This window comes from Micromonospora sp. NPDC006431, assembly GCF_042870725.1.
GTDB lineage: Bacteria > Actinomycetota > Actinomycetes > Mycobacteriales > Micromonosporaceae > Micromonospora.
On the sequence record NZ_JBIAHQ010000002.1, the window covers coordinates 525274 to 549579 of the forward strand.

A 24306-nucleotide genomic window follows, 5' to 3' on the forward strand; every position below is an offset into this window, starting at 1 on the left:
CGGTCACTCGACCACCGTGCCGAGGACGGTGCCGTCCGGGGCGGCCACGTGGATCGGCGCGTCGGCGGAGAGGTCCCGGACGGCGGCGTGCCCCGCGCCGTCCAGCGTCGAGGCCTCGGTCACCACCACGGCGGCCTCCAACCGGCTGGCGCCGGCGGCCACCGCCGAGGCGACCGCGAGCTGCAGCGCCGTCAGGGCCAGCGACGGCAGTGCCACGCTGGCCGCCGCGTACGTCCGGCCGTCCTGGTCGCGGACCGCCGCGCCCTCCACGGCGCCCACCCGGCCGCGCGCGCCCCGGGCCAGGACGACCAGCTTGCCGTCCTCGGCGCTCAGCTCGGCCAGGTCGGACGGAGTGGGCCGGGCAGCCGGCACGGCGGGTGACTCAGGCATCGGCGGGTTGCCTCTCCTCGGAACGGTTGTGGTTGCCACGGGGCTCGGCGTGCTCGCCACGGCCCCCGCTGTCGGACGCGTCGCTCGGCGCGACCCGGCGCACCAGCACGGTGTCGATCCGGTTGCGCCGCCCGGTGGTGCCCTCGGCGATCAGCCGAAGCCCGGCGACCTCGGCCTCGGCGCCCGGGATCGGCACCCGGCCGAGCGACTGGGCGAGCAGGCCGCCGACCGTCTCCACCTCGTCGGTGGGCAGTTCGGTGTCGAACAGCTCGCCCAGATTCTCCACCGGCAGCCGGGCGGCCACCCGCACGGCCCCGTCCGCCAGGTGCTCGACCGGCGGGCGTTCGACATCGTACTCGTCGGTGATCTCACCGACGATCTCCTCCAGGATGTCCTCGATGGTGACCAGGCCGCCGGTGCCGCCGTACTCGTCGACCACGATGACCAGGTGGTTGCGGGCCGCCTGCATCTCCGACAGCAGGTCGTCGACCGGCTTCGACTCTGGCACGAAGGTCGCCGGGCGCATCAGCTCGGCCACCGGCATCTGCCGGGCCTCCGGGGCACCCTGGATCCGCCGGATCAGGTCCTTGAGGTAGAGCACCCCGAGCACGTCGTCCACGCTCTCCCCGATCACCGGGATCCGGGAGAAGCCGGAGCGCAGGAAGAGCGCCAGCGCCTGGGCCAGGGTCTTCCGCTCCTCGATCCACACCATCTCGGTACGCGGCACCATCACCTCGCGGGCGATGGTGTCGCCGAGGGCGAAGACCGAGTGGATCATCTGGCGTTCGCCGTGCTCCACCACCCCGCGCTGCTCGGCCAGGTCGACCAGTTCGCGCAGCTCCACCTGGCTGGCGAACGGCCCCTCGCGGAAGCCCCGCCCCGGGGTGACCGCGTTGCCGATCAGGATCAGCAACGAGGCGAGCGGGTTGAGGGCCCGGCCCAGCCAGCGCACCAGCGGCGCCACCGTGCGGCCCACCGCGTACGCGTGCTGCCGACCGAGGGTGCGCGGTGCCACGCCGACCACCACGAAGCTGACCACGGTCATCGCCCCGGCGGTGACCAGGGCGGCCCGCCAGCCCGCACCGAAGCTGTCCACCGCCACCAGCGCGACCAGCGTGGTGGCGGTCAGCTCGGCCAGCAGCCGGAGCAGGAGCAGCAGGTTGAGATGGCGGACGACGTCGCCCGCGACCGCCTGGAGGGTACGCGCGCCGCGCGCCCCGTCCCGGGCCAGCTCGGCGGCCCGGGCCGGGGAGACGGCGGCCAGCGCCGCCTCGGTCATCGCGATGAGGCCGGCGAGCACCACCAGCCCCGCCGCGACGAAGATGAGCTGGAGATCGGGCAGTCCCGCCGGAGTGCCGGCCGCCAGGGTGGTCATCATTTGGACCGGGTCGACCGCCAGCTCGCCAGCAGCCGGGCCTGGAGACCGAACATCTCCCGCTCCTCCTCCGGCTCGGCGTGGTCGTACCCGAGCAGGTGCAGCACGCCGTGCACGGTGAGCAGGTGCAGCTCGTCGGCGGCGGAGTGGCCGGCGGTGGCCGCCTGCTTGGCCGCCACCTCGGGGCACAGCACGATGTCGCCGAGCAGGGCCGGCTCGCCGCCGGCCGGGCTGCTCTCCCCCGGACCGTGGTCGACGCTGCCCTCGTCCATGGGGAAGGCGAGCACGTCGGTCGGTCCGTCGCCGCCCATCCAGCGATGGTTCAGCTCGGCCATGTAGTCGATGTCGACCAGCAGGATGGAGAGCTCGGCGAGCGGGTTGACCCCCATCTCGTCGAGGGCGTGCCGGGCGACGGCGAGCACGGCGTCGGTGTCGACCTCGACACCCGACTCATTGGCGATCTCGATGGACAACTGTCTTCCTCTGGTGGATTAGCGGCGCCGGCCGGCCCGGCCGCCCTGGGCGGTCCGCCCGGGCACGGCGTGCACGCCCTGTGCCTGCTGGTTCTCCCGCTCGGCGTCCCAGCGGGCGTACGCGTCGACGATCTCGCCCACCAGCTTGTGGCGGACCACGTCGGCGCTGGAGAGCTGGGCGAAGTGCACGTCCTCGACGTTGCTCAGGATCTCCCGGACCACCCGCAGGCCGCTGGTCGTCCCGCCGGGCAGGTCCACCTGGGTGACGTCACCGGTGACCACGATCTTGGAACCGAAGCCGAGCCGGGTGAGGAACATCTTCATCTGCTCGGGCGTGGTGTTCTGCGCCTCGTCGAGAATGATGAACGCGTCATTAAGCGTGCGACCCCTCATATATGCCAGCGGCGCCACCTCGATCGTGCCGGCCGCCATCAGCTTCGGGATGGACTCCGGGTCGAGCATGTCGTGCAGCGCGTCGTACAGCGGCCGCAGGTAGGGGTCGATCTTCTCGTTGAGGGTGCCGGGCAGGAAGCCCAGCCGCTCGCCCGCCTCGACCGCCGGCCGGGTCAGGATGATCCGGTTGACCTGCTTGGCCTGGAGCGCCTGGACCGCCTTCGCCATGGCCAGGTAGGTCTTGCCGGTGCCGGCGGGGCCGATGCCGAAGACGATCGTGTTGGCGTCGATCGCGTCGACGTACCGCTTCTGCCCGAGCGTCTTGGGACGGATGGTGCGGCCGCGCCGGGAGAGGATGTTGAGCGTCAGGACCTCGGCGGGCCGCTCGGCGCTGCCCTGCTCGAGCATGCCGACGGTACGCCGGACTGCGTCAGTGGTCAGGGTCTCGCCTTTCTCGATCAGTTCGAGCAGCTCGCTGAAGAGGCGCTCGGCGAGGGCGTTGTCCGCGGGCGCGCCGGTGATGGTGATCTCGTTGCCCCGCACGTGGACGTCACTGTTGACCGAGCGTTCGACGAGTCGCAGGATCTCGTCGCCCGCGCCGAGCAGGTTCACCATGATCTTCTGGTCGGGGACCGTGATCCTGGTCTGCACCCGGGGCGGGCCGGGAGGTGGGGTGCCGGTCATAGGTCGGGCCGTCGGGCCCTGCGCCACCTGCTCTCGATCTCGGCGCCGGGCCCTGCTGGCGCGGCGGTCGGACGTTACGCCCATCGTATCGGGTCAACACCGGCCGCACCGCGTGCATTTCCGCCGGTAGGAGATCAACTACCCGCGGAAGTCGTACCGGTCGAAGGTCTCCTGGTGGCGGGTGAAGCGGTAGGTGGCCCAGTGCATCCGGATTACCGCGCCCCGCTCGTCGCGGGTCAGCCGGAGCAGCTCGCCCACCTCCCGGCCGGCCACGGTCCGGAACACGTCCGGCCGGTCGGGCAGCGGGGCGAAGACCGCCGGCGGCTTGCCGGCCGGGTCGTCCGCGCCCCGGGCCCGCAGCGTCCCGTCGTGCCAGGAGAAGACGTACTCGAAGCCCTCGCCCCACCAGCGGCCCAGCACCCCGCGCAGGTGCGCCGGGGCGGGCGGGCCCGGCCGCCACGGCTCGATCTCCGCCGGGTCGTGCTCGGCGGCGGCGGAGAGCAGCTGGTGGGGCAGCTCGAACACCGGCACGCCCGTGCCGGACGAGCCGAGCACGGCGCAGCCCATCGCGCCCGCCGTACCGTCCCCGCCACGCCGGCCGTAGACGGCGGCCAGGAAACCGGGCATCGCCCCGTCGTGCCCCACGTGCACCACCCGTTGCGGCTGCGGCACCAGGATCAGGCCGAGCCCGAAGCCGGCGGCCCACACCGTCTCGTCGGTCGTGGTGAGCGGCCAGCGCATCTCGTCGAGGGTCGCCGGGGCGAGCACCGCGCCGGCCGGGTCCAGCGCCGCCGGGTCGGCCAGGAAGGCGGCCCAGCGCGCCATGTCCGGCGCGGTGCTCCACAGCTGCGCCGCCGGGGCCACCGCGCCGAAGTCGGTCGGCGGTTCCGGGTGCGCCTCGTCGGAGTACGCGTCGACCAGGAACCCGGTGGCCGCCCGCTCACCGGGCGTACGGCCGGTCGAGGTCAACCCGAGCGGGGCGAGCACCCGCTCCGCGAGCACCTCCGCCCAGGTGCCGCCGCGCAGCCGGGCGACCAGCTCACCGAGGAGCGCCATGCCGAGGTTGGAGTAGTGGTAACGGCGGCCGGTCGGCAGCACCCGCTCCACCCGGGCCAGGTCGGCAAGCAGCTCGTCGACGCCGGGCGCCCGCAGGCTGTCCCAGACGTCGCCGTGCGGCTCGCGTTGCAGGCCCGCGGTGTGCGACAGCAGCCGGCGTACGGTCAGCTCGCCGTGCGCCGGCAGGTCGAGGTGCCGCCCGATCGGGTCGTCCAGGTCCAGCAGCCCGTCGTCGCGGCACTGCATGACCAGCACGGCGGTGAAGGTCTTGGTGACCGAGCCGATCCGGAACACCGTCTCCGGGCCGAGCGGGCTGTCGTTGCCGGTCCCGCCGACCGTGCAGGTCCAGAGCGGCCGGTCCGCCCGGTGCAGGGCGGCCGAGACCGCCGGGATCCGCCCCTGGACCTGCGCCTGCCGCACCATCCGGTCGAGCCGGTCATGCACCGTGATCATGCGTGCAGTCTAGGGACGGCCTCAGCGGCAGAGCATCGGGCCGAGCGGCGCACCGCCGAACACGTGCGCGTGCGCGTGGAAGACCTCCTGGCCGGCGTACGCCCCGGTGTTGAACATCAGCCGGAAGCCGTCGGCGAGCAGCCCCTCCTCCTCGGCCACCGTGGCGGCCGTGGCGAGCACCTCGCCGGCCAGCCCCGGGTCGCCCTGGGCCAGGGTGGCCACGTCCGCGTAGTGCTCCTTGGGGATGACCAGCACGTGCGTCGGCGCCTGGGGGTTGATGTCCCGGAAGGCGAGGGTGGTGGCGGTCTCCCGCACGATGGTGGCCGGGATCTCCCCGGCGACGATCCGGCAGAACAGGCAGTCGGTTCCCATTCGGGCAGTGTAAGGAAGCGGCCCTGTTGACGGGTTCCGCCTGGGGCGGGCCCCGTTGTCAGCCGGCGCGCCCGGTGCGGCACGATGGCGCGCATGACGGGACGGGCGGTACTGGTGACGGGGGCCTCGCGCGGCATCGGGCGTGCGGTGGCGCGGGCGTTCGCGGCGGGCGGGGACCGGGTGGCGATCCACCACCGGGACTCGGCGGAGCTGGCCGAGCGGGTACGCGCCGAACTGCCCGGCGAGGGCCACGTGGTGGTCCGCGCCGACCTGACCGACCCGGACGCCGTCCGGGCGATGGTCGACGCGGCGGCGGAACGCCTGGGCGGGCTGGACGTGCTGGTCAACAATGCCGGCGTGTACGGCCCCCGGGACCTGCCGCACCCGGTCTTCGGCAACACCTACGAGCAGTGGCGCGAGCAGTGGCGGCTGGTGCTGGAGACCAACCTGACCGGGGCCGCCAACGTCACCTGGTGCGCCGCCCAGCACATGCGTGCGGGGGGTGGTCGGATCGTCAACGTCTCCTCGCGGGGCGCCTTCCGGGGCGAGCCGGAGCAGCCCGCGTACGGGGCGAGCAAGGCCGGGTTGAACGCGCTCGGTCAGTCGCTGGCGCTGGCCCTGGCCCCGTACGGCATCGCGGTGGCCACGGTGGCGCCCGGCTTCGTCGAGACGGACATGACCACCACCCACCTCAGCGGCGAGCGCGGCGACGCGATCCGGGCGCAGAGCCCGTTCCGGCGGGTGGCGCGCCCCGAGGAGATCGCCGCCGCGGTGCACTGGCTGGCGAGCCCCGAGGCCGAGTGGGCCTCCGGCACCATCGTCGACCTCAACGGCGCCTCCTACCTGCGCAGCTGACCGCGGCAGAGCCCGATCCCGGGCCGGCCCGACACCCTCCGCCGCCCGCCTTTGCTCTGCAGCCATCCGCGCAGCACCGCCCGTCGTCGGGAGTGCTGCGCCCGTGGCCGCAGAGCAAAGGCGGGCGAGGGGCATCCCGCGGGTGCCGCGACCCGCGCCGCGGCGGAGAACGACTCGCGAACTACCAGCGGCCGAGTCGGGCGGCGAGCACGCTGAGGGCGGCGACGCCGGCGGTGGAGGTGCGCAGCACCGAGGGACCGAGCCGGACGGTACGCGCGCCGGCCTCGCGGAAGGCGGACAGCTCGGCCGGGGCGATGCCACCCTCCGGGCCGACCACCAGCACGATCTCGCCGGTCTCCGGCAGCTCGGCGGTGGCCAGCCGCTCCTCGGCCTCCTCGTGCAGCACGACCGCGGCGGCCGCCCCGGCGATCCGCCGAGCCACCGTCGGGGTCGACTCGTCGGGCGTACCGGCCACGATCGGCAGCCAGGCGCGGCGGGCCTGCTTGGCCGATTCCCGGGCGGTGGCCGCCCACTTCTCCCGGGCCCGTACGCCCCGGTCGCCCCGCCACTGCACGACCGAGCGGGACGCCGCCCAGGGCACGATCTCGTCCACCCCGACCTCGGTCATCGCCTGCACGGCCAGCTCGCCCCGGTCGCCCTTGGCGATGCCCTGCACGACCACGAGCCGGGGGACGGACGCGTCGACGTACCCCCGGGAGGTGACCGCCAGGTCGAGGGTGCCCCGGCCGACGGCGGTGACCACCGCGGCGGCGGTGCCGCCCCGGCCGTCGGCGAGCAGCACCTCCTCGCCGACCCGCAGCCGCTGCACGGTGGCGGCGTGGTGCCCCTCCGGGCCGTCGAGCGTCAGCGTGTCACCGGTGGGCAGCGCCTCGACCAGGAACAGCGGCGCCGACACCTCAGGCGTGCCCGTTGAAGGCGTCACGCATCCGGGAGAAGAAGCCGCCCTGCTTGGTCAGCTCGGCGACCTCCTCGCCGCGGGTCTTGGCGAACTCGCGCAGCATCCGCTCCTGCTCGGCGTCGAGCTTGGTCGGGGTGCGCACGTCGAGGTGGACGTAGAGGTCGCCCCGGCCGGTGCCGCGCAGGTGCGGTACGCCCCGGGCGCGCAGCCGCAGCGTGCTGCCCGGCTGGGTGCCGGACTTGACGTCCAAGGTCTCCTCGCTGTCCAGCGTCTTGATGGTCAGCCGGGTGCCGAGCGCGGCGGCGGTCATCGGCACGGTGACCCGGCAGTGCAGGTCGTCGCCCTTGCGGGAGTAGACGTCGTGCGGCCGCTCGTGGATCTCCACGTAGAGGTCGCCGGCGGTGCCGCCGCCGGGGCCGACCTCACCCTGCTGGGCCAGCCGGATCCGCATGCCGTCCTCGACCCCGGCCGGGATCTTGACGGTGAGCGAGCGGCGGGTCCGCACCCGGCCGTCGCCGGCGCAGGTCGGGCAGGGGTGCGGGATGGTGGTGCCGTAGCCCTGGCAGACCGTGCACGGCCGGGCGGAGACCACCTGGCCGAGGAAGGTCCGCTGCACCGACTGCACCTCACCCCGGCCGCCGCACGCCTCGCAGGTGGCCAGGTGGGTGCCGGCCGCGGTGCCCGCGCCGGAGCAGGTGGTGCAGAGCACCGCGGTGTCGACGGTGATCGGGGCCTCGACGCCGAACGCGGTCTCGTGCAGGTCCAGCTCCAGCCGCAGGATCGCGTCGGCGCCCGGCCGGGTACGCGGGCGCGGCCCCCGGCTGCCGCCGGCCGCCCCGCCGAAGAAGGCGTCCATGATGTCCTGGAACCCGACGAACGGGCCGGCGCCGCCCGGGCCGCCCGGACCCGCGCCCCCACCGCCGGGCGCGAGCGGGTCGCCGCCCAGGTCGACGATCTGCCGTTTCCGGTCGTCCGAGAGGACCTCGTACGCGGCGTTGATGTCCTTGAACTTCTCCTGTGCCTCCGGATCCGGATTGACGTCCGGATGGAACTGCCGCGCCAGCTTGCGGTAGGCGCGCTTGATCTCGTCGTCGGAGGCGTCCCGGCTCACGCCGAGAATGCCGTAGTAGTCCCTGGCCACTGCGTTCCGTGTCCTCATGTTCGTCTCGCGTTGCGCGGTCGTCGGCCACTTTCCGGCCGGCGGCCCTGACTGGTCAGTTCTGGGCCAGCAGATCGCCCACGTAGCGTGCCACGGCCCGCACTGTGGCGATGGTGCCGGGGTAGTCCATCCGGGTCGGTCCGAGCACGCCGAGTCCACCGACGATGGTGCTGCCGGGGCCGTAGCCGGTGCTGACCACGGAGGCGGCGCGCAGGTTGTCGACCTCGTTCTCGTCGCCGATCAGCACCCGGGTGGTGCTCGGCTCGGCCTCGCCGATGAGCTTGAGCAGCACGACCTCCTCCTCGAGCGCCTCGAGGATGGGGCGCAGCGAACCCTGGAAGTCCAGCAGACCACCGCGGGTGAGGTTGGCGGTGCCGGCCAGCGCGAGGCGCTCCTCGTGCCGCTCGACCAGCGTCTCCAGCAGCACGCTGGAGAGCGTGGCCATGGCCGGGCGCAGCTGCGGCGAGGACTCGTCCACCAGCGCCTGGACCAGCGGCGGGGTGTCTGCCAGCAGGGTGCCGACCAGCTTCTCGTTGACCAGCCGGCGCAGGTCGGTGACGTCCTCGGCGGGGATCGGCCCGGGCAGCTCGACCAGCCGCTGCTCGACCCGCCCGGTGTCGGCGATCATGACCACCATCAGCCGGGTGGTGGAGATCGGCACCAGTTCCAGGTGGCGCACCTTGGAGCGGGCCAGGCTCGGGTACTGCACCACGGCGACCTGCCGGGTGAGCTGGGCCAGCAGCCGGACCGTGCGGTGCACCACGTCGTCCAGGTCGACCGCGCCGACCAGGAAGCGCTCGATGGCCCGGCGCTCGGCGGGGCTGAGCGGCTTGACCCGGGAGAGCCGGTCGACGAAGAGCCGGTAGCCGCGGTCGGTGGGCACCCGGCCGGCGCTGGTGTGCGGCTGCCGGATGTAGCCCTCCTCCTCCAGCACCGCCATGTCGTTGCGGACCGTGGCCGGGGAGACGCCCAGCTGGTGCCGCTCGACCAGGGCCTTGCTGCCCACGGGCTCCTGCGTGGCGACGTAGTCCTCGACGATCGCGCGCAGCACGGCGAGCTTGCGGTCGTCGAGACCCATCTCCCACCTCCTGACGCGCCTCGGCCCGCCGGCGCGCGTCGCCACCCGATCGGATCAGCGGCACGCGGTGCCGACTGAGCGTCTGGCACTCGACTGTAGCGAGTGCCAGTCTACGTCGGCGTGCCCGCCGACGCGATGATCAGCGACGGACCCCCGGTGCGGGCCGCCACGCAGTCACGCCCCCTGGGCCGAACAGCCGGACATCCCGGGCGATCTCCCCCTGGCGCGCCCTTGCCCACGGGACCTACCGTGACGTCCATGACTGAACCTCCTCGCCCTCCGGGAGCGGGGGACTCCGGCGCCCAGCCGCCGGAGGCGCCCCCGCCGTCGGCACCGTTCGGCTCGTCGGCGGACGAGCCCCCCACCGCACCACTGTCCGGCGCACCGGCGGGGGGCGACTATCCCCCGCCCGGTGGCTATCCGCCGCCCTCCGGCGGCCAGCCGCCGTCGGGTGGCTACCCACCTCCGGGTGGTCATCCTCCGCCGGGCGGCCACGCCGCGCCCGGCGCCAGCTACCCGACCGGCGGCGGGTACGGGCCGCCCGCCGGCTACGCCAACAACGAAGACAAGACCTGGGCCCTGGTCGCGCACTTCGGCGGCGCGGCGGCGATGTTCATCAGCGCCGGTGTGCTGGGTTGGCTCCCGCCGCTGGTCTCGATGCTGGCCCGGGGCAACCAGTCCCCGACCGTGCGCCAGCACGCGGTCGCGGCGCTCAACTTCCAGCTGCTCTGGTCGATCGTGGGCCTGGTCGGCTGGATCCTGAGCTGCATCCTGATCGGCTTCCTCGGCGTCGGCGCGGCCGTCATCCTCGGGGTGGTGTTCGGCATCCTCGCCGGGGTCAAGGCCAACGAGGGCCAGCTCTACCAGTATCCGATGAGCCTCAGCCTGATCAAGTGACCCTGACCCGGCCGGCCTCCGGGTCGGCCGGGTCCGGCATCGCTCAGGGCAGCAGGTCGCGGACCACCGCGTCGGCCAGCAACCGGCCGCGCAGGGTCAGCACGGCCCGGCCGGCGGCGTACGCGTCGGGGGCCAGCAGGCCTTCGGCCAGCGCCCGCTCGGCGCCGGCCCGGCCGGCCGGGTCCAGCACGTCCAGCGGCAGGCCGGCGGCGAGCCGCAGCCGCAGCATCACGTCCTCCATGTGCGCCTCGTCCCGGGTGAGCACCTCCCGGGCCAGGCCGGGCGACTCCCCGGCGGCCAGGCGCTGCGCGTACGCGGTGGGGTGCTTGACGTTCCACCAGCGCACGCCGCCGACGTGGCTGTGCGCCCCCGGGCCGAGGCCCCACCAGTCGGCACCGGTCCAGTAGAGCAGGTTGTGCCGGCACCGGGCCGCCGCGGAGCGCGCCCAGTTGGAGACCTCGTACCAGGAGAAGCCGGCCGCGTGGAGGGCGGCCTCGGCGGCCAGGTAGCGGTCCGCCGCCACGTCGTCGCTCGGGTACGGCAGCTCGCCGCGGCGCATCCGCGCGGCCAGCCGGGTGCCGTCCTCCACGATCAGGGCGTACGCGCTGACATGGTCCACGCCCGCCGCCACCACCTGCTCCAGCGAGGCGGCGAAGTCCTCGGCGGTCTCCCCCGGCGTGCCGTAGATCAGGTCCAGGTTCACGTGGTCGAATCCGGCGTCCCGCGCCTCCAGGGCGGCGGCGGTGGCCCGGCCGGCGCTGTGCCGCCGGTCGAGGACGGCCAGCACCCCGGGCGCGGCGGACTGCATGCCGAGCGAGATCCGGGTGTAGCCGGCCGCCCGCAGCGCCTTGAGCGACTCCGGGGTGACCGACTCGGGGTTGGCCTCGGTGGTCACCTCGACGTCGGCGGCCAGCCCCCAGGTGCGGTCGATGCCGTCGAGGATCCGGGCCAGGTCGTCGGCGGGGAGCAGGGTGGGCGTGCCGCCGCCCACGAAGACGGTGTCCACCCGCGGCGGCGGGCTGTCGCCCAGCACCCGGCCGGCGAGGGCCAGCTCGGCCAGGACCCTGTCGGCGTAGCTCTCCCGGCTGGCCCCGCCGCCCAGTTCGGCCGTCGTGTACGTGTTGAAGTCGCAGTAACCGCACCGGCTGGCGCAGAACGGGACGTGCACGTAAACCCCGAAGCCGTGGGCGCCGACGGCGCGGCGGGCGGCAGCGGGCAGCGATCCGTCACGCGGGACGGATTCGCCTTCTGGAAGGACGCCGGGCATGGCCACTAGTGTGCCCGGCATGACCTCTCCGGACGCTCTCGTGCGGGTCGCCACGGCCCGTGGGGTGACCACCCTCACCCTGGACAGCCCGCACAACCGCAACGCGCTCTCCACCCCGCTGATGACCGAGCTGCTGGCCGGGCTCGCCGCGGCGGTCGCCGACGACGCGGTCCGGGTGATCGTGCTGGACCACACCGGGCCGGTCTTCTGCTCCGGGGCGGACCTCAAGGAGACCGCCGCCGCGTACGCCAGCGGGACGGTGCCGGCCGGGATGCTGGGCGACGTGCTGGTGGCGGTCCGGGAGTGCCCGAAGCCGGTGCTGGCGAAGGTGGCCGGGCCGGCGCGGGCCGGTGGGCTGGGGCTGATCGCCGCGGCCGACCTGGCGGTCTGCGCCGAGGCGGCGACGTTCGCCTTCACCGAGGTCCGGATCGGGGTGATCCCGGCGGTGATCTCGGCGACCGTGCTGCCGCGGCTGCACCCCCGGGCCGCCGCCGAGCTGTACCTGACCGGCGACACCTTCGACGGCCGGCGGGCCGCCGAGATCGGCCTGGTCACCGCCGCAGTGCCGGCGGACGACCTAGACGCCGCGGTGGCAGGCTACTGCGCCTCGTTGGTGAAGGGGGCGCCGACCGCCCTCACCGGCACCAAGGAGCTGCTGCGCCGGCCGGCCGCGACCGACCTGCGCGCGGAGATCGCCGAGTTGGCCACGCTGTCCACCGGGTACTTCCTCTCGGCGGAGGGCCGGGAGGGCGTGGCTGCGTTCCGGGAGAAGCGGCCCGCCGCCTGGGTGCCCACCGGAGACTGAGGCCGACGGGCCTCCGCACGTGGGGCCGGACGCGGTCGGTGGCGGGGCGGTGACGGAACGGGAGACAACCGGTCGGACGACCCGGTTGGTGCGGCGCGGGACGTACGCTTGTCGGACTGTCGGGACAGGGGGTGCGGGTGCGAACTCGGGTTGCAGTCGTGGCAGGCGGTGTGGTGGTGGCGGTCGTCGCCCTGCTCGGCGTCTGGTTCGTCACGAAGCAGTTCGGGCAGCACCTCCGCCTGCCGATGGCCAGCCGGACCTGCACCGTGCAGGCCGACGGGCGGGTGGTGCTCAGCGCCGAGCAGATGGCCAACGCGGCCACGATCGCGGCGATCGGGGTGCAGCGGCGGATGCCCGAGCGGGCCGTGGTGGTGGCGCTGGCGACCGCGTACCAGGAGTCGCACCTGCGCAACATCGCGCACGGCGACCGAGACTCGCTGGGCCTGTTCCAGCAGCGCCCGAGCCAGGGCTGGGGCACCCCCGAGCAGGTCCAGGACCCGCGCTACGCGGCGAGGAAGTTCTATGCCGCGCTGAAGAAGGTCCGGGGCTGGGAGGAGATGCGGGTCACCGAGGCCGCGCAGCGGGTGCAGCGGTCGGCCTACCCCGAGGCGTACCAGAAGTGGGCCGACGAGTCGGAGGTCCTCACCCGCGCGCTGCTCGGCGACGCGACCGCCGCGGTGGCCTGCACCGTCGGGCTGACGCCGACGATGCGCGGGCCGGCCGCGGCGACGGCCCTGGTGGAGAGCCTGACCCTGGACTGGGGGCTGTCCGGCCTCACCCCACCGACCGACCTGACCGGGTTCGCCGTCCCGGCGGCGGACAGCCGCAACGGCTGGCGGTACGCCCACTGGCTGGTCTCCCACGCCGACGACCACGGGGTGAAGCGGGTCCGCTTCGGCGACCTGGAGTGGACCGCCGAGCACGGCACCTGGGACAAGGTGAAGGGCAGCCGGACCGCGTCGACCCAGGTGCTGGCGGAGGTCTTCGCCGCCACGTGACCCGGGCCCGGGCAGCGCGGCCGCCAGCCGGGGCCGACGCCGGTCAGCGGCCGGCGGCGCCGAGGCGGCGAAGGACCTTCGCCCGGATCGGCTCGGGCAGCTCCGGCACGTCGGCCAGCCGGGGCAGCAGCTCGGGCTCCAGCGTGGTCGCCCGGAACATCTCGCCGATGGTCACCCCGTGCGCCGGGCGTTCCACCACCTCCACCAGGTCGCCCGCGCCGGTCTCCCCCTCGCGCAGCACCCGCAGGTACGCCCCGGGCGCGGCCCGGACGGTGAACCGCTTGATCAGGTCCGGTACGCCCCAGAAACCGGCGAAGGTGGTGCACGGGGTGCGCGGCTTGGTCACCTCCAGCAGGGCGGAGCCGACCGCCCACCGCTCGCCGATGACCGCCCCGGTGACGTCCACCGCGTAGGTGGTGAGGTTCTCGCCGAAGGCGCCCGGACGCAGCGGCCGGCCCAGCTCGGTGGCCCACCAGCCGGCGTCCTCCGCGGCGTACGCGTACACCGCCTGGTCGGGGCCGCCGTGGTGGGCCCGCTCGCCGATGAAGTCGCCGGCGACCCCGTCGAACCGGACCAGCACCGGGCCGTCGACCGGCCGCTTGTCGATCCCGCTACGGCCGCTCGGGTCGCCCGCCCACTCCGCCTCGGTCACCACGCCGAGGTTCACCGCCGCCAGCCTGCCCGTCATGGCGGTCAGCCTACGGGCACACTCCCGGCGCAGGAACCGCGCCGAGCGGGGCCCCTGCTCGACGGGACGCGTCAAGCAGGGCGCGTTCCGTGCCCCTCAGCCCTTGACCGCCCCGGCGACCAGGCCGGAGACCATCCGGCGCTGCACCAGCAGGAAGAAGACGATCACCGGCAGGGTGAACAGTGTGGAGGCGGCCATCACCGAACCCCAGGCGGTGTCGTCCCGGCCGAAGAAGAACGTCATCGCCACCGGCAGGGTGTACTTGTGCTGGTCGTTGACGAAGGTCAGCGCGAAGATCAGCTCGTTCCAGGCGGTGATGAAGGAGAAGATGCTGGTCGCCACCAGCCCGGGCGCGACCAGCGGGAAGAGGATCCGGCGGAAGGTCTGGGCCCGGCTGGCGCCGTCGATTGCCGCCGCCTCCTCCAGTTCCTTCGGCACCGCGGCCACGAAGCCGCGCAGCATCCACACCGCGAACGGCAGCGAGAAGCCCAGGTACGTGAGGATCAGGCTGGGCAGGGTGTTGTAGAGCCCGAGCCGCTGGATCATCAGGAACAGCGGGATGACCAGCGCCTCCAGCGGGATCATCTGGACCACGAGCAGCAGGATCAGGAAGGTGGTCCGCAGCCGGAACCGGAACCGGGCCACCGCGGTCGCCGCGAGCAGCGCGACCAGTCCGCTCAGCAGCACGGTCGCCACCGCGACCAGCGCGCTGTTGAGGAAGAAGTCGGTGAACGTCACGCCCGGGATCAGGTTCCCGGTGAGGATCTCCCGGTAGTGCTCCAGGGTGGGTTCGGCCGGCACCGGACGCGGGGTCGCCGAGAAGATCTCCCGGTTGGGCTTCAGCGAGGTGGCGACCATCCAGTAGACCGGGAAGGCCGCGAAGAGCGCGACCAGCAGGCCGGCACCGTTGAGGGCGATCTTCTTCACTACTCGTCCTCCTGCCGGAGCACCATGCGGACGTACAGGGCGGTCACCGCGAGCAGGATCAGGGTGAGGATGACCGCGATCGCCGACCCGAGGCCGTACTTGGGCGGCGGCGAGAACGCCTCCGCGTACGAGTAGATCGAGAGCATGAACGTCGACCGGTCCTGGGTGCCGCCGGCCAGCACGAACTGCTGGGTGAAGACCTTGAAGTCCCAGATGGTGGAGAGCACCACCAGGATGCCGAAGACCGGGCGCAGCATCGGGAAGGTGACGGACCAGAAGACCCGCCACGGCCCGGCCCCGTCCACCCGGGCCGCCTCCTGCAGTTCGCTCGGCACGCTCTTCAGCCCGGCCAGCACGCTCACCGCGATGAACGGGAACGAGTGCCAGACGACCACCAGGGTCAGGATCGCGAAGAACAGCAGCGGGTCGTTGAACCAGCCGTAGCCGGTCCAGTCACTGCGCCCGAAGAGCGTGGTGGAGAGCCCGTCCGGCAGCTTGTTGAACAGCCAGGTGACCAGGCCACTGGTGTCGTCGAAAATCCACTTCCAGACGATGGTGCCGGTCAGCGCCGGGGTGGCCCAGGCGAGCATCACGCAACTGGCGACGAAGGTCGCCATCTTCTTGCCGAGGCGGTTGAGCAGCAGCCCGACCAGGGTGCCGATGATCATCGTGAGCACCACGGTCACCACGGCGAAGAGCACGGTGTTGCGCAGCACCGTACGGAAGAACGGATCGCCGAGGATCTGCGCGTAGTTGGCCAGGCCCACCCACGGCCACTCGCGGTCCCCCCGCAACTGTCGGACACTGTCCAACTTGTAGAAGGACATCATCACGACCTGACCGAGCGGCCAGAGCAGCAGTACCGCGATGACCGCCAGACAGGGCAGGAGCAACAGGTACGGGAGATGGTCCACCCGGCGGCGGCGCCGCGCGGGGGTCTCCCGCGCGGCGCCCGTCCCGGTGGCCTCGGTCAGCGTCGTCACTTGGCGTTGAGGATGCTTTCCATCTCGGTGGCCGCGTCGGCGGTGGCCTTCTCGACCGTCTTCTGGCCCTTGATGACCGAGCTGTTCATGGCCTGGGTCACCGTCTTGGTCCGGCTGACCTCGACCCACTTCGGGGTGAGCGGGGTCAGCTTGGTGTTCTGCATGGCGGTGGCGAACGCCCCCATCACCTTGTCGTTGGCGTAGTTGCCGCCGCCGACGAGGTCCTTGTAGACCGGGAAGAAGCCGAGGCTGCTGGCGAACTCCTGGTCCTTCTGCTTGCTCAGCAGCACGGTCAGGTAGTCCCAGGCCAGGGCCTGCCGCTTGCTGTCCTTCCACAGGGCGATGTCGGAACCGCCGGCGAAGGCCGGGGCCGGCTTGCCGTCCGGACCCGGGATGGGGAACGTGCCCCACACCTTCTCGATGTCCGGGTTGTCCTTCTTCATCGCGCCGCCCTGCCAGCTACCGGCGAACGCCATGGCGGCGTTGCCCGTCGCGAACTGGGTCCGGGCGTCGACCTCGTTCCAGCCGGCGGCGGCCGGCGGGGCGACCTTGTGCACGGTCACCAGGTCGGTCCAGAACTTGACCGCCCGCTGCGCCTCCGGGGTGTTGTAGCCAGACTTCCAGGTGTCGCCCTGCTTGGTGGCGATCTCCCCGCCGGCGGCCCAGAGGAAGGAGTAGAACGGCAGTTCCGAGTTGCCCGGCAGGGCGATGCCGTACTTGCCCGGCTTCTTGGCCTGCACCGTCTTGGCGGCGGCGACCAGCTCTTCCCAGGTCGTCGGCGGCTGCACGCCGGCCTCGGCGAACCAGTCGGTGCGGTAGTAGATGGCGCGTACGCCGGCGTACCACGGCACGCCGTACTGCTTGCCGTCGAGCTGGGCGTTCTTCACCAGGTCGGGCAGGATGTCCTTGCCCTCGGCCCAGCCGTTGAACTTGTCGGTGACGTCGGCGAGCGCCTCCTGGGCCGCCCAGCCCTGGGTCTCGGTGTTGCCCAGCTCGGTGACGTCCGGTCCCTCACCGCCGGCCAGGGCGGCCTGGAACTTCTTCGGCGCCTCCAGCCAGGGGATGTACTGCACCACCACGTCGGTCTCGGGGTGCTTCTTCTTGAACTCGGCCTCGACGCTGTCGAGGAACTTGGTCTGGGCGTCGCCGCCCTCGCCCATCATCCAGACCGTCAGCTTGCTGTTGTCCGCGGCCTTCTCGTCGTCCCCGGAGCCACCGCAACCGGCGAGCACCATCGCGGCCGAGGCCACGATGGCGGTGACCGGCGCCAGCCGCTTCCACCTGTTCACGCCTATATCTCCCTCGCGCCGTTTGGCACTAACCTTCTCCGCCGCACCTTAGTAGGAAAAATTCCTTTACGACAGGGGGCAGTGTGCGGGCGGGGCCTGGCGACGGTATCGCAGCCCGCGGCTCCGGCGGCAGGGGTGACGTCCAGGCAGGTCAGGCCGGACACGCCAGCGGGCGCCCGACCAGGTCGGGCGCCCGCTTCAGCGTTTCCGGGGGTCGGGGGTGTGGGTCAGTAGCGCGAGACGCTGCGCCGACCACCGATCCCGGCCACCAGGGCCACGGCGATCGCGGCCAGCACCACCTGGACCAGCAACTCCATCCAGTCGACGCCGGCGGTCTCGGTCGCGATGCCCAGGGCCCGGGCCAGCACCGTGCCGAGCAGCGCCGCGCCCACGCCGATCAGCATGTGCAGCCAGATCGGCATGTTCTGGCGGCCCGGCACGACCAGGCGACCCAGCGCGCCGACGATCAGACCGACGATGAGCGCGGTGATGATTCCGGTGACGGTCATGGTCGCTCTCCTCCTAATATCTGCCACACGTTGTCGTGTGTTGTCTGTCGTGACCGCTAAGTTCCCGACCGGCCGAAAACCCAAACCGATCTGCCGCCCGACCGATGGCACCCGGTCGATACCTGGGCCCGGATCCGTTTCCCCGACGGGACGGTTGCGCAGGTGGCGTGGGGTGCCGACCCGATCGGACGGTGCGGCGTCCCCGGGACGGAAATTCACCTCCGGGTACGCGAAAAGGCCGGCGCCCCGCCCGCGGGACCCGGATACAGGTCACCGTGGCGGGGCGCCGGCCATGCGTCGGCGTACGGCGAGGGCCTACTTCTTGCCGGCGGGCTTGCCGTCGCCGGAGTCGGAGGAGAGGGCGGCGATGAAGGCCTCCTGCGGAACCTCCACCCGGCCGACCATCTTCATCCGCTTCTTGCCTTCCTTCTGCTTCTCCAGCAGCTTGCGCTTACGGCTGATGTCACCGCCGTAGCACTTCGCGAGCACGTCCTTACGGATGGCGCGAATCGTCTCCCGGGCGATCACCCGACTGCCGATGGCGGCCTGGATGGGCACCTCGAACTGCTGGCGCGGGATCAGGGTGCGCAACTTGGCCGCGATCGTCGTGCCGTAGTTGTACGCCTTGTCCTTGTGCACGATGGCGCTGAACGCGTCCACCGGCTCGCCGTGCAGCAGGATGTCCACCTTGACCAGATCGGAGGCCTGCTCGCCGGAGGGCTCGTAGTCCAGCGAGGCGTACCCCTTGGTGCGGCTCTTGAGCTGGTCGAAGAAGTCGAAGATGATCTCGGCCAGCGGAAGGGTGTAGCGCAGCTCCACCCGGTCCGCGGAGAGGTAGTCCATGCCGAGCAGGCTGCCCCGGCGGCCCTGGCACAGCTCCATCACCGCGCCGACGTAGTCGTTCGGGGTGAGCACGGTGGCCCGGACCGTCGGCTCGTACACCTCGGCGATCTTGCCGGTCGGGTACTCGCTCGGGTTGGTCACCACGATCTCCTCGCCGTCCTCCTGGATGGCCCGGTAGACCACGTTCGGCGCGGTGGAGATGAGGTCGAGGTTGAACTCCCGCTCCAGCCGCTCCCGGATGATCTCCAGGTGCAGCAGGCCGAGGAAGCCGCAGCGGAAGCCGAAGCCGAGCGCCCCCGAGGTCTCCGGCTCGTACGTCAGCGCCGCGTCGTTGAGCTTGAGCTTGTCCAGCGCCTCACGGAGGTTGGGGTAGTCGGACCCGTCGATCGGGTAGAGGCCCGAGTAGACCATCGGCTTCGGGTCCTTGTAGCCACCCAGCGCCTCGGTCGCCGGCCGGGTGTTGATGGTGACCGTGTCACCCACCCGGGACTGGCGCACGTCCTTCACGCCGGTGATCAGGTAGCCCACCTCGCCGACGCCGAGCGCGTTGGCCTTCACCATCTCCGGCGAGATGACGCCGATCTCCAGCAGCTCGTGCACGGCGCCGGTGGACATCATCTTGATCCGGTCGCGGGCCTCGATCCGGCCGTCGATCACCCGGACGTAGGTGACCACGCCCCGGTAGACGTCGTACACCGAGTCGAAGATCATCGCGCGGGCCGGGGCGTCCGCCTCGCCGACCGGCGGCACGAACTGCCGGACGATCTCGTCCAGCAGGTACGGCACGCCCTCGCCGGTCTTGCCGGAGACCTTGATGCAGTCCGCCGGGTCGCCGCCGATCAGGTGGGCCAACTCCTCGGCGTACTTCTCCGGCTGGGCGGCCGGCAGGTCGATCTTGTTGAGCACCGGGATGATGTGCAGGTCGTTCTCGAGGGCCAGATAGAGGTTGGCCAGGGTCTGCGCCTCGATCCCCTGCGCGGCGTCGACCAGCAGGATCGCGCCCTCGCACGCGGCGAGGGACCGGGACACCTCGTACGTGAAGTCCACGTGGCCCGGGGTGTCGATCATGTTGAGCACGGCGCTCTCGCCCGCCCGGTCGCCCTCCCGGACGGTCCACGGCATGCGGACGGCCTGGCTCTTGATGGTGATGCCGCGCTCGCGCTCGATGTCCATCCGGTCGAGGTACTGGGCACGCATCTGCCGCGGATCGACCACGCCGGTGAGCTGCAGCATCCGGTCGGCCAGGGTCGACTTCCCATGGTCGATGTGGGCGATGATGCAGAAATTCCTGATGCGCGCCGGGTCGGTGGCACCAGGAGCGTTCGCGCCGGGATCGAGCGTCGGTGGCACAGCGGTCCGTTCTGGTCGGCTGACGTGAGCGGGCCGGCGCGACGCCGGCCCCCTCTATGCTCCCACGTCGCCGGGAAAGCCGGTCCTCCCCCGGTCACTCCTCCGGCGGCTCCACGAAGAGGGCGGCGAGCCGGGGCAGCCGCCGCCGCGCCTCCTCCTCGTCGTCGAAGTCCCAGAAGTCGTTCAGGTCGGGCACGGGCACCGGGTCACGGTCCGCCGGCAGCTCGGTCGCGGTTGCCTTCCGGTACGCCTCCCAGGGCACCGCCAGCATGTCCTCGCACTCGAACTCCTCGCCGCTGAGCGCGGCGGCCCGGACCTGCGGCAGCTCGGCCAGGGAGTCCGGGTCGGCGACGGCCTTGGCGAAGACCGCCCGGCCCTGGGTCATCAGCCAGCCCCGGAAGTATTCGAAGCCGTCGTCGGAGGCGCCCCCGTTGATCAGGTAGGCCGCGCCCCAGAGGTCGACCCGGTAGGAGGCGGCGAGCACCCGCCGCTGGTGGTGGGCGTACCCGACGATCTCCGTCGGGTCCCGCTCGGCGAGCAGGGCGACCGCGCGGGCCGCGACCGCTGCGGGCTCGCCCCCACCGCCGGCGCGGGCGCGGTCGATCAGCTGCCAGAAGTCGTCGGTCCTCATGGCGTGGCAGTCTCCCAGACCGACCCCCGGCCCCGGCCGGGCAGCGGGAACAGCGCGGCGAGTCGTGGGTACCGGCGACTCAGCTCGGCCGGGTCCGACACGGCCCACGCCTCGTCCACCGGCTGCGGCGAACTGCGCAGCTCACGACCCCGGGCCGACACCGCGTCGTCCAGGCTCTCCGGCACGCCGGTGATCCGCTCGTACGCCTCGTCGGCCACGTAGTCGAGGCACTCCCAGTCCGGCCACTCGTCGTCGGCCCAGTCCCGCGAAGGACGGCCGGCCAGCCGACGGACCTGCGGCAGGTCGGCGAGCGCGTCCGAATCGGCCACCACCCGGTGGTACGCCCCCCGGCCGAGGCCGATCAGCCACGGCTGGAAGTAGTGGAAGCTGTCGTCAGAACAGAACCCGTCGAAGATCAGCGTCGCGGCACCCCAGAGGCGCCAGGTGTCGACCGGACCCCGCAGCTCGTCCAGCCGCAGCGCGAAGTCGACCACCTCGGCGGCGGGCCGGCCGGCCAGCCGGTCGGTGAGCCAGGCCAGCCGCTCGTCGGGCGTCCGAGCGCCGTCGGCGGACGCCTCGACCAGCGCCCAGAACTCGTCCATCTCCACGGCCCGGATGCTGCCAGCGCGGTACGACACTCCGTCCGGCAGCATGGGAACGTGCCACCGATCTCGCTGCCCCCGGTGCCGTACGAGGCGACCGCCGTCCGCCCCGACTGGGCCGGGCTGCCGGCCGGGCTGCGGGAGGCGGTGGCCGCCCGGCTCGGCGGGCCCCCGGTGGCGGTCCGGGTGGCCGGCGCCGGCTTCACCCGTGGCTTCGCCGCGGTGCTCACCGGTCCCGACGGCGGCCGGACCTTCGTCAAGGCGGCGGCGCTGGACACCCAGCGGCAGCTGGCCGGCTGGTACTTCCACGAGGCCGCGATCCTGGCCCGGCTCCCCGCCGGGCTGCCGGTCCCCCGCCCGCGCTGGGCGCTGACCGAGGCCGGCTGGTACGCGCTCGCCCTGGACGCCGTCGACGGGCGGATCCCCCGGCTGCCCTGGGACCCGGCCGAGCTGGACGCCGCCCTCGCCGCGTACGCCGAGGTGGCCGCCGCGCTCGCCGAGCCGCCGGCGGAGCTGGTGGCGCTCGGGCTGCCCCGCCTCGCCGACCTGGCCCGGGACGACATCCTCTGGTGGGGCGAGGTGGCCGCCGGCCGCGAGCCCGCGCCGGAGCTGCCGGCCTGGGCCCCGCTCCCGGCGCTGGTCGCGCTGGAGTCCCGCCTTCCCGGGTACGCGGCCACCGGCGGGCTGGTCCACGGCGACCTGCGGGTGGACAACCTCCTGATCGACCCGGCCGGCCGCGCGTGGCTCTGCGACTGGACCTGGCTGTGTCACGGGCCGGCCTGGTTCGATCTGGTCAGCCTGCTGATCACCGGGTACGCCAGCGGCCTGGCCGTGGACGTCGCCTTCGCCACCCACCCGGCGGCCGCCGACGCCCCCGCCGACGCGCTGGACGTGACCCTCGCGGCGCTGTCCGGATACTTCCTGACCAGCGCCGCCGCCGGCCCGTCGACCGCCTCCCCGCACATGCGCGCCCACCAGCGGTGGAGCGGCGAGCAGGCACTCGGTTGGCTGGCCGCACGGCGGGGCTGGACCTGAGCCGTTTTGGCTCGTCCCGGCCGACCTGGTAACCTGGCTTTTCGCGCGGCGATGACGCATGCTCGTCGTGCGCGAAAGCAGACCAACCCGAGCTATCAAGACGAGGCTGTCGCGTGGCGAACATCAAGTCCCAGATCAAGCGCAACCGGCAGAACGAGAAGCGCCGGCTGCGTAACAAGTCGGTCAAGTCGTCGCTGAAGACCGCCATCCGAAAGTTCAACGAGGCTGCCGAGGCTGGCGACACCGAGCTGGCCACCACCCTGATGCGGGATGCCACCCGCAAGCTGGACAAGGCTGCCAGCAAGGGCGTCATCCACGCCAACCAGGCGGCCAACCGGAAGTCGGCGATCGCCCAGCGCGTCGCCACGTTCTCGGCCTGACGAGCGCCTTCAGACCTGACCGGAAGCCCCGGGGCACCCGCCCCGGGGCTTCCGGCTGTCCGCGTTCCGGGCCCTCGGCGGCCTTCCGCCCATCTCACCGGACCCTGCCGCCGTCTCGGCGAGGCGGCAACGGTCGGGCACCTGCCGCCTCAGCAACATCAGGGAACCTGCCGTCTCACCAGGCTGGGAGGCAGCAGGTTCAGGGAAGTTGCCCGGACCTTGCCTGAACGCCGGCGGCCGGCGGGGCGTCGGGGCGGGTCGGCGCGACGGGCGGGCTGGTCAGCGGAACGGGTCGGGGCGGGTGGGGTCCGCTCCCTCTGGGCGGCGCAGCGGGTCGCCGGCGTGGGCCGCCGCTCGCAGCGCCGGGTCGCCCGGGTGGGCCGCTCGCAGCGCCGGGTCGCCGGGGTGGGCCGCTCGCAGCGTCAGGTCGCCCGGGTGGGCCGCGCCGGGCAGCGCCCGGGCCGTCGACGGCACGCGGGCCCGCCCGACCACCGGTTCGATCTGCCGGCGGAAGCGGTCCCGTTCCTGCTCCGGCACCTGGGCCGCGGTGTGGATCACCATCTCGGCGACCATGTCGTTGAGCTTCACCATCAACGCCACCGCCGCCGGCAGCACCAGCACGGCCCACCAGGTGACCAGTTCGGCGAGGGCGAGCAGCACGGCGAGCGCCACCGCCCCCTCGAAGAAGAGGAAGCAGAGCACCCCGCCCGGGTTGACGAAGCGCAGCCCGAGGACCCGGGCATAGAGCGGGCGGTACCGCTCCGCGTCGGCCGGGACCGTCGCCCAGGACCGGGCGGGTCGGGTCACCGGGCGCCACCCTGGCGGGCCGCAGCGACCGAGAAGACCGCCCGCTCCAGCGCGTACGCCCGGTCGTCGGAGCCACCCTTGACGGCCGCGTTGCACTCGGCGGCCGCCCGCATGGCCGCCACCAGGCCCTCCGGGGTCCAGCCCCGCCCCTGCCGCTGGGCCCGCTCGATCTTCCACGCCGGCATGCCCAGGCTGCTGGCCAGCTGATAGGGGCTGCCCCGCCCGGCGGAGGCGACCCGGGCCACCGTCCGGACCCCGTCGGCGAGCGCGTCGGCGATCGGCACCGGGTCGACACCGACGTGCAGCGCCCAGCGCAACGCCTCCAGGGCGGCCGGGACGTCACCGACCATGGTCGCGTCGGCGACGGTGAAGCCGGTCACCTCCACCCGGCCCCGGTAGTAGCGGGCCACCGTGTCCGCCCCGATCCGGCCGTCGGTGTCGGCGACGAGCTGGGCGCAGGCGGCCGCCAGCTCCCGCAGGTCGGTGCCGACGGCGGCGATCAGCGCCTCGGCCGCGTCCTCGGTGCACCTGCCCCCGCTGCGGCGGATCTCGTCCCGCACGAAGGCCACCCGCTCGCGGTGCCCCTTGAGCTTCGCCGCGGGCACCACGGTCGCGCCCGCCGCGCGCAGCCCGTCGGCGAACGCCTTCCCCTTCGCGCCACCGAGGTGCAACACCACGAGCTGCACGTCCGGGTCCGGGTTCTTCGCGTATGCCAGCAGCGCGGTGACCAGATCCTTGCGGGCGTCCTGGCCGGAGCGGAGCACGAGCACTCGGCAGCCGCCGAACAGCGACGGGCTGAGCATCTCGGCGATCTCGCCCACCGTCAGGGAGCCGGCCTGGTACTCGCGGACGTCCACGTCCGGGTCGACGCTGCGGGCCCGGGCGACGGCTTCGGAGACCGCTCGCGTGGCGAGCAGTTCCTCGTCGCCGAGAACGAGCAGAATAGGAGGCAGGCTGGCGGGGGTCACGTCGCCCATATTCGCACGGCCCCCGACCGGATCGTGCCTGCTCATCGGTGACTGTGACGGCACAGCCTGCACTCAGCGCGAATCCAGACATTTGAGTCGATCCGCCTGCTATGCCAACAA

General features: G+C 72.9%; 26 protein-coding genes. 6 read left to right on the forward strand and 20 right to left on the reverse strand.

Features of this window, described 5'->3' with window-relative positions; translation table 11 throughout:
* Positions 1–3: 3 nt before the first annotated feature.
* From ACFYM6_RS05990 to ACFYM6_RS06015, 6 genes are all read right to left on the reverse strand, one after another.
* The gene (locus ACFYM6_RS05990; protein ID WP_357443908.1) at positions 4–390 is read right to left on the reverse strand and encodes a cytidine deaminase; all 387 of its coding nucleotides are present in this window, start codon (positions 388–390) and stop codon (positions 4–6) included.
* Positions 383–1789 carry a hemolysin family protein gene (locus ACFYM6_RS05995; RefSeq protein ID WP_387272820.1) on the reverse strand — a complete coding sequence of 469 codons (1407 nt, stop codon included), beginning with the start codon at positions 1787–1789 and terminating at the stop codon, positions 383–385. Before ACFYM6_RS05995 ends, ACFYM6_RS05990 begins: the two co-directional genes overlap by 8 nt.
* Positions 1765–2238, reverse strand: coding sequence for an rRNA maturation RNase YbeY (gene ybeY / locus ACFYM6_RS06000; protein WP_357443910.1), 474 nt, complete (start codon positions 2236–2238; stop codon positions 1765–1767). The genes ACFYM6_RS05995 and ybeY overlap by 25 nt, the downstream gene beginning before the upstream one ends.
* 18 nt (positions 2239–2256) lie before the next feature.
* Complete coding sequence (locus tag ACFYM6_RS06005; RefSeq protein ID WP_357443913.1) at positions 2257–3315, reverse strand: PhoH family protein; 1059 nt, start codon at positions 3313–3315, stop codon at positions 2257–2259.
* 138 nt (positions 3316–3453) lie between these two features.
* Positions 3454–4824 carry a serine hydrolase domain-containing protein gene (locus tag ACFYM6_RS06010; protein ID WP_387272673.1) on the reverse strand — a complete coding sequence of 457 codons (1371 nt, stop codon included), beginning with the start codon at positions 4822–4824 and terminating at the stop codon, positions 3454–3456.
* Between the two features lie 21 nt (positions 4825–4845).
* Positions 4846–5196 (reverse strand): histidine triad nucleotide-binding protein, encoded by a 351-nt coding sequence (locus ACFYM6_RS06015; RefSeq protein WP_387272675.1) that lies wholly within the window; start codon positions 5194–5196, stop codon positions 4846–4848.
* A 93-nt stretch (positions 5197–5289) separates the two neighbouring features.
* Between ACFYM6_RS06015 and ACFYM6_RS06020 the strand changes: the two genes are divergently transcribed.
* On the forward strand, positions 5290–6051 hold the full coding sequence (locus tag ACFYM6_RS06020; protein WP_073839361.1) for an SDR family NAD(P)-dependent oxidoreductase: 762 nt from the start codon (positions 5290–5292) through the stop codon (positions 6049–6051).
* Between the two features lie 181 nt (positions 6052–6232).
* Here the strand turns inward: ACFYM6_RS06020 and ACFYM6_RS06025 are convergent, their stop codons facing one another.
* The 3 genes from ACFYM6_RS06025 to hrcA form a co-directional block, all read right to left on the reverse strand.
* Positions 6233–6967: a 16S rRNA (uracil(1498)-N(3))-methyltransferase gene (locus tag ACFYM6_RS06025; protein ID WP_387272822.1), complete on the reverse strand. Its 735-nt coding sequence runs from the start codon at positions 6965–6967 to the stop codon at positions 6233–6235.
* Position 6968: 1 nt separating this feature from the next.
* A complete protein-coding gene (dnaJ, locus tag ACFYM6_RS06030) occupies positions 6969–8111 on the reverse strand; it encodes a molecular chaperone DnaJ (RefSeq protein ID WP_387272824.1) in 1143 nt (380 codons plus the stop codon).
* A gap of 73 nt (positions 8112–8184) precedes the next feature.
* Entirely contained in the window at positions 8185–9207 is a 1023-nt protein-coding gene (hrcA, locus tag ACFYM6_RS06035) for a heat-inducible transcriptional repressor HrcA (protein WP_387272677.1), read from the reverse strand.
* A gap of 258 nt (positions 9208–9465) precedes the next feature.
* On the opposite strand from hrcA, the gene ACFYM6_RS06040 reads away from it, so the two are divergent.
* A complete protein-coding gene (locus ACFYM6_RS06040) occupies positions 9466–10104 on the forward strand; it encodes a DUF4870 domain-containing protein (protein ID WP_387272679.1) in 639 nt (212 codons plus the stop codon).
* A gap of 43 nt (positions 10105–10147) precedes the next feature.
* On the opposite strand, the gene hemW is transcribed toward ACFYM6_RS06040, so the two are convergent.
* Positions 10148–11371, reverse strand: a complete 1224-nt coding sequence (gene hemW, locus ACFYM6_RS06045; protein ID WP_387272681.1) for a radical SAM family heme chaperone HemW — start codon at positions 11369–11371, stop codon at positions 10148–10150.
* Between the two features lie 19 nt (positions 11372–11390).
* Between hemW and ACFYM6_RS06050 the strand changes: the two genes are divergently transcribed.
* Positions 11391–12176, forward strand: coding sequence for an enoyl-CoA hydratase-related protein (locus ACFYM6_RS06050; RefSeq protein ID WP_387272683.1), 786 nt, complete (start codon positions 11391–11393; stop codon positions 12174–12176).
* 131 nt (positions 12177–12307) lie between these two features.
* A complete protein-coding gene (locus ACFYM6_RS06055; protein ID WP_387272685.1) occupies positions 12308–13174 on the forward strand; it encodes a hypothetical protein in 867 nt (288 codons plus the stop codon).
* Between the two features lie 43 nt (positions 13175–13217).
* Here the strand turns inward: ACFYM6_RS06055 and ACFYM6_RS06060 are convergent, their stop codons facing one another.
* The 8 genes from ACFYM6_RS06060 to ACFYM6_RS06095 all read right to left on the reverse strand — a co-directional run bounded on the left by ACFYM6_RS06060 (position 13218) and on the right by ACFYM6_RS06095 (position 20996).
* Positions 13218–13862, reverse strand: coding sequence for an MOSC domain-containing protein (locus tag ACFYM6_RS06060; RefSeq protein WP_387272687.1), 645 nt, complete (start codon positions 13860–13862; stop codon positions 13218–13220).
* Positions 13863–13958: 96 nt separating this feature from the next.
* Positions 13959–14789, reverse strand: a complete 831-nt coding sequence (locus tag ACFYM6_RS06065; protein ID WP_073839850.1) for a carbohydrate ABC transporter permease — start codon at positions 14787–14789, stop codon at positions 13959–13961.
* Positions 14789–15772 carry a sugar ABC transporter permease gene (locus ACFYM6_RS06070; protein WP_357443931.1) on the reverse strand — a complete coding sequence of 328 codons (984 nt, stop codon included), beginning with the start codon at positions 15770–15772 and terminating at the stop codon, positions 14789–14791. The genes ACFYM6_RS06065 and ACFYM6_RS06070 overlap by 1 nt, the downstream gene beginning before the upstream one ends.
* Entirely contained in the window at positions 15769–17061 is a 1293-nt protein-coding gene (locus ACFYM6_RS06075; RefSeq protein WP_387272690.1) for a sugar ABC transporter substrate-binding protein, read from the reverse strand. The genes ACFYM6_RS06070 and ACFYM6_RS06075 overlap by 4 nt, the downstream gene beginning before the upstream one ends.
* 227 nt (positions 17062–17288) lie before the next feature.
* Entirely contained in the window at positions 17289–17570 is a 282-nt protein-coding gene (locus tag ACFYM6_RS06080; protein WP_073839853.1) for a GlsB/YeaQ/YmgE family stress response membrane protein, read from the reverse strand.
* Positions 17571–17885: 315 nt separating this feature from the next.
* Positions 17886–19763 carry a translation elongation factor 4 gene (lepA, locus tag ACFYM6_RS06085; protein WP_387272692.1) on the reverse strand — a complete coding sequence of 626 codons (1878 nt, stop codon included), beginning with the start codon at positions 19761–19763 and terminating at the stop codon, positions 17886–17888.
* A 94-nt stretch (positions 19764–19857) separates the two neighbouring features.
* Positions 19858–20394 (reverse strand): DUF4240 domain-containing protein, encoded by a 537-nt coding sequence (locus ACFYM6_RS06090; protein ID WP_387272694.1) that lies wholly within the window; start codon positions 20392–20394, stop codon positions 19858–19860.
* On the reverse strand, positions 20391–20996 hold the full coding sequence (locus tag ACFYM6_RS06095; RefSeq protein ID WP_387272826.1) for a DUF4240 domain-containing protein: 606 nt from the start codon (positions 20994–20996) through the stop codon (positions 20391–20393). The genes ACFYM6_RS06090 and ACFYM6_RS06095 overlap by 4 nt, the downstream gene beginning before the upstream one ends.
* A 57-nt stretch (positions 20997–21053) precedes the next feature.
* Here ACFYM6_RS06095 and ACFYM6_RS06100 point away from each other — a divergent pair, with 57 nt between their 5' ends.
* Both ACFYM6_RS06100 and rpsT read left to right on the forward strand, forming a co-directional pair.
* A complete protein-coding gene (locus ACFYM6_RS06100) occupies positions 21054–22031 on the forward strand; it encodes a phosphotransferase family protein (protein ID WP_387272695.1) in 978 nt (325 codons plus the stop codon).
* Positions 22032–22144: 113 nt separating this feature from the next.
* The gene (rpsT, locus tag ACFYM6_RS06105; protein WP_387272697.1) at positions 22145–22411 is read left to right on the forward strand and encodes a 30S ribosomal protein S20; all 267 of its coding nucleotides are present in this window, start codon (positions 22145–22147) and stop codon (positions 22409–22411) included.
* A 279-nt stretch (positions 22412–22690) separates the two neighbouring features.
* On the opposite strand, the gene ACFYM6_RS06110 is transcribed toward rpsT, so the two are convergent.
* Positions 22691–23218: a hypothetical protein gene (locus ACFYM6_RS06110; RefSeq protein ID WP_387272698.1), complete on the reverse strand. Its 528-nt coding sequence runs from the start codon at positions 23216–23218 to the stop codon at positions 22691–22693.
* Positions 23215–24195: a DNA polymerase III subunit delta gene (gene holA / locus ACFYM6_RS06115; protein ID WP_387272700.1), complete on the reverse strand. Its 981-nt coding sequence runs from the start codon at positions 24193–24195 to the stop codon at positions 23215–23217. The genes ACFYM6_RS06110 and holA overlap by 4 nt, the downstream gene beginning before the upstream one ends.
* Positions 24196–24306 lie beyond the last annotated feature (111 nt).

Excerpts from the sequence above, each read along its gene's own strand:
- ACFYM6_RS05990 (WP_357443908.1), bottom strand. The coding sequence starts at position 390 with ATGCCTGAGTCACCCGCCGTGCCGGCTGCCCGGCCCACTCCGTCCGAC.
- ACFYM6_RS06005 (WP_357443913.1), bottom strand. The coding sequence starts at position 3,315 with ATGACCGGCACCCCACCTCCCGGCCCGCCCCGGGTGCAGACCAGGATC.
- ACFYM6_RS06010 (WP_387272673.1), bottom strand. The coding sequence starts at position 4,824 with ATGATCACGGTGCATGACCGGCTCGACCGGATGGTGCGGCAGGCGCAG.
- ACFYM6_RS06015 (WP_387272675.1), bottom strand. The coding sequence starts at position 5,196 with ATGGGAACCGACTGCCTGTTCTGCCGGATCGTCGCCGGGGAGATCCCG.
- ACFYM6_RS06020 (WP_073839361.1), top strand. The coding sequence starts at position 5,290 with ATGACGGGACGGGCGGTACTGGTGACGGGGGCCTCGCGCGGCATCGGG.
- hrcA (WP_387272677.1), bottom strand. The coding sequence starts at position 9,207 with ATGGGTCTCGACGACCGCAAGCTCGCCGTGCTGCGCGCGATCGTCGAG.
- ACFYM6_RS06040 (WP_387272679.1), top strand. The coding sequence starts at position 9,466 with ATGACTGAACCTCCTCGCCCTCCGGGAGCGGGGGACTCCGGCGCCCAG.
- hemW (WP_387272681.1), bottom strand. The coding sequence starts at position 11,371 with ATGCCCGGCGTCCTTCCAGAAGGCGAATCCGTCCCGCGTGACGGATCG.
- ACFYM6_RS06050 (WP_387272683.1), top strand. The coding sequence starts at position 11,391 with ATGACCTCTCCGGACGCTCTCGTGCGGGTCGCCACGGCCCGTGGGGTG.
- ACFYM6_RS06060 (WP_387272687.1), bottom strand. The coding sequence starts at position 13,862 with ATGACGGGCAGGCTGGCGGCGGTGAACCTCGGCGTGGTGACCGAGGCG.
- ACFYM6_RS06080 (WP_073839853.1), bottom strand. The coding sequence starts at position 17,570 with ATGACCGTCACCGGAATCATCACCGCGCTCATCGTCGGTCTGATCGTC.
- ACFYM6_RS06090 (WP_387272694.1), bottom strand. The coding sequence starts at position 20,394 with ATGAGGACCGACGACTTCTGGCAGCTGATCGACCGCGCCCGCGCCGGC.
- ACFYM6_RS06095 (WP_387272826.1), bottom strand. The coding sequence starts at position 20,996 with ATGGACGAGTTCTGGGCGCTGGTCGAGGCGTCCGCCGACGGCGCTCGG.
- holA (WP_387272700.1), bottom strand. The coding sequence starts at position 24,195 with ATGGGCGACGTGACCCCCGCCAGCCTGCCTCCTATTCTGCTCGTTCTC.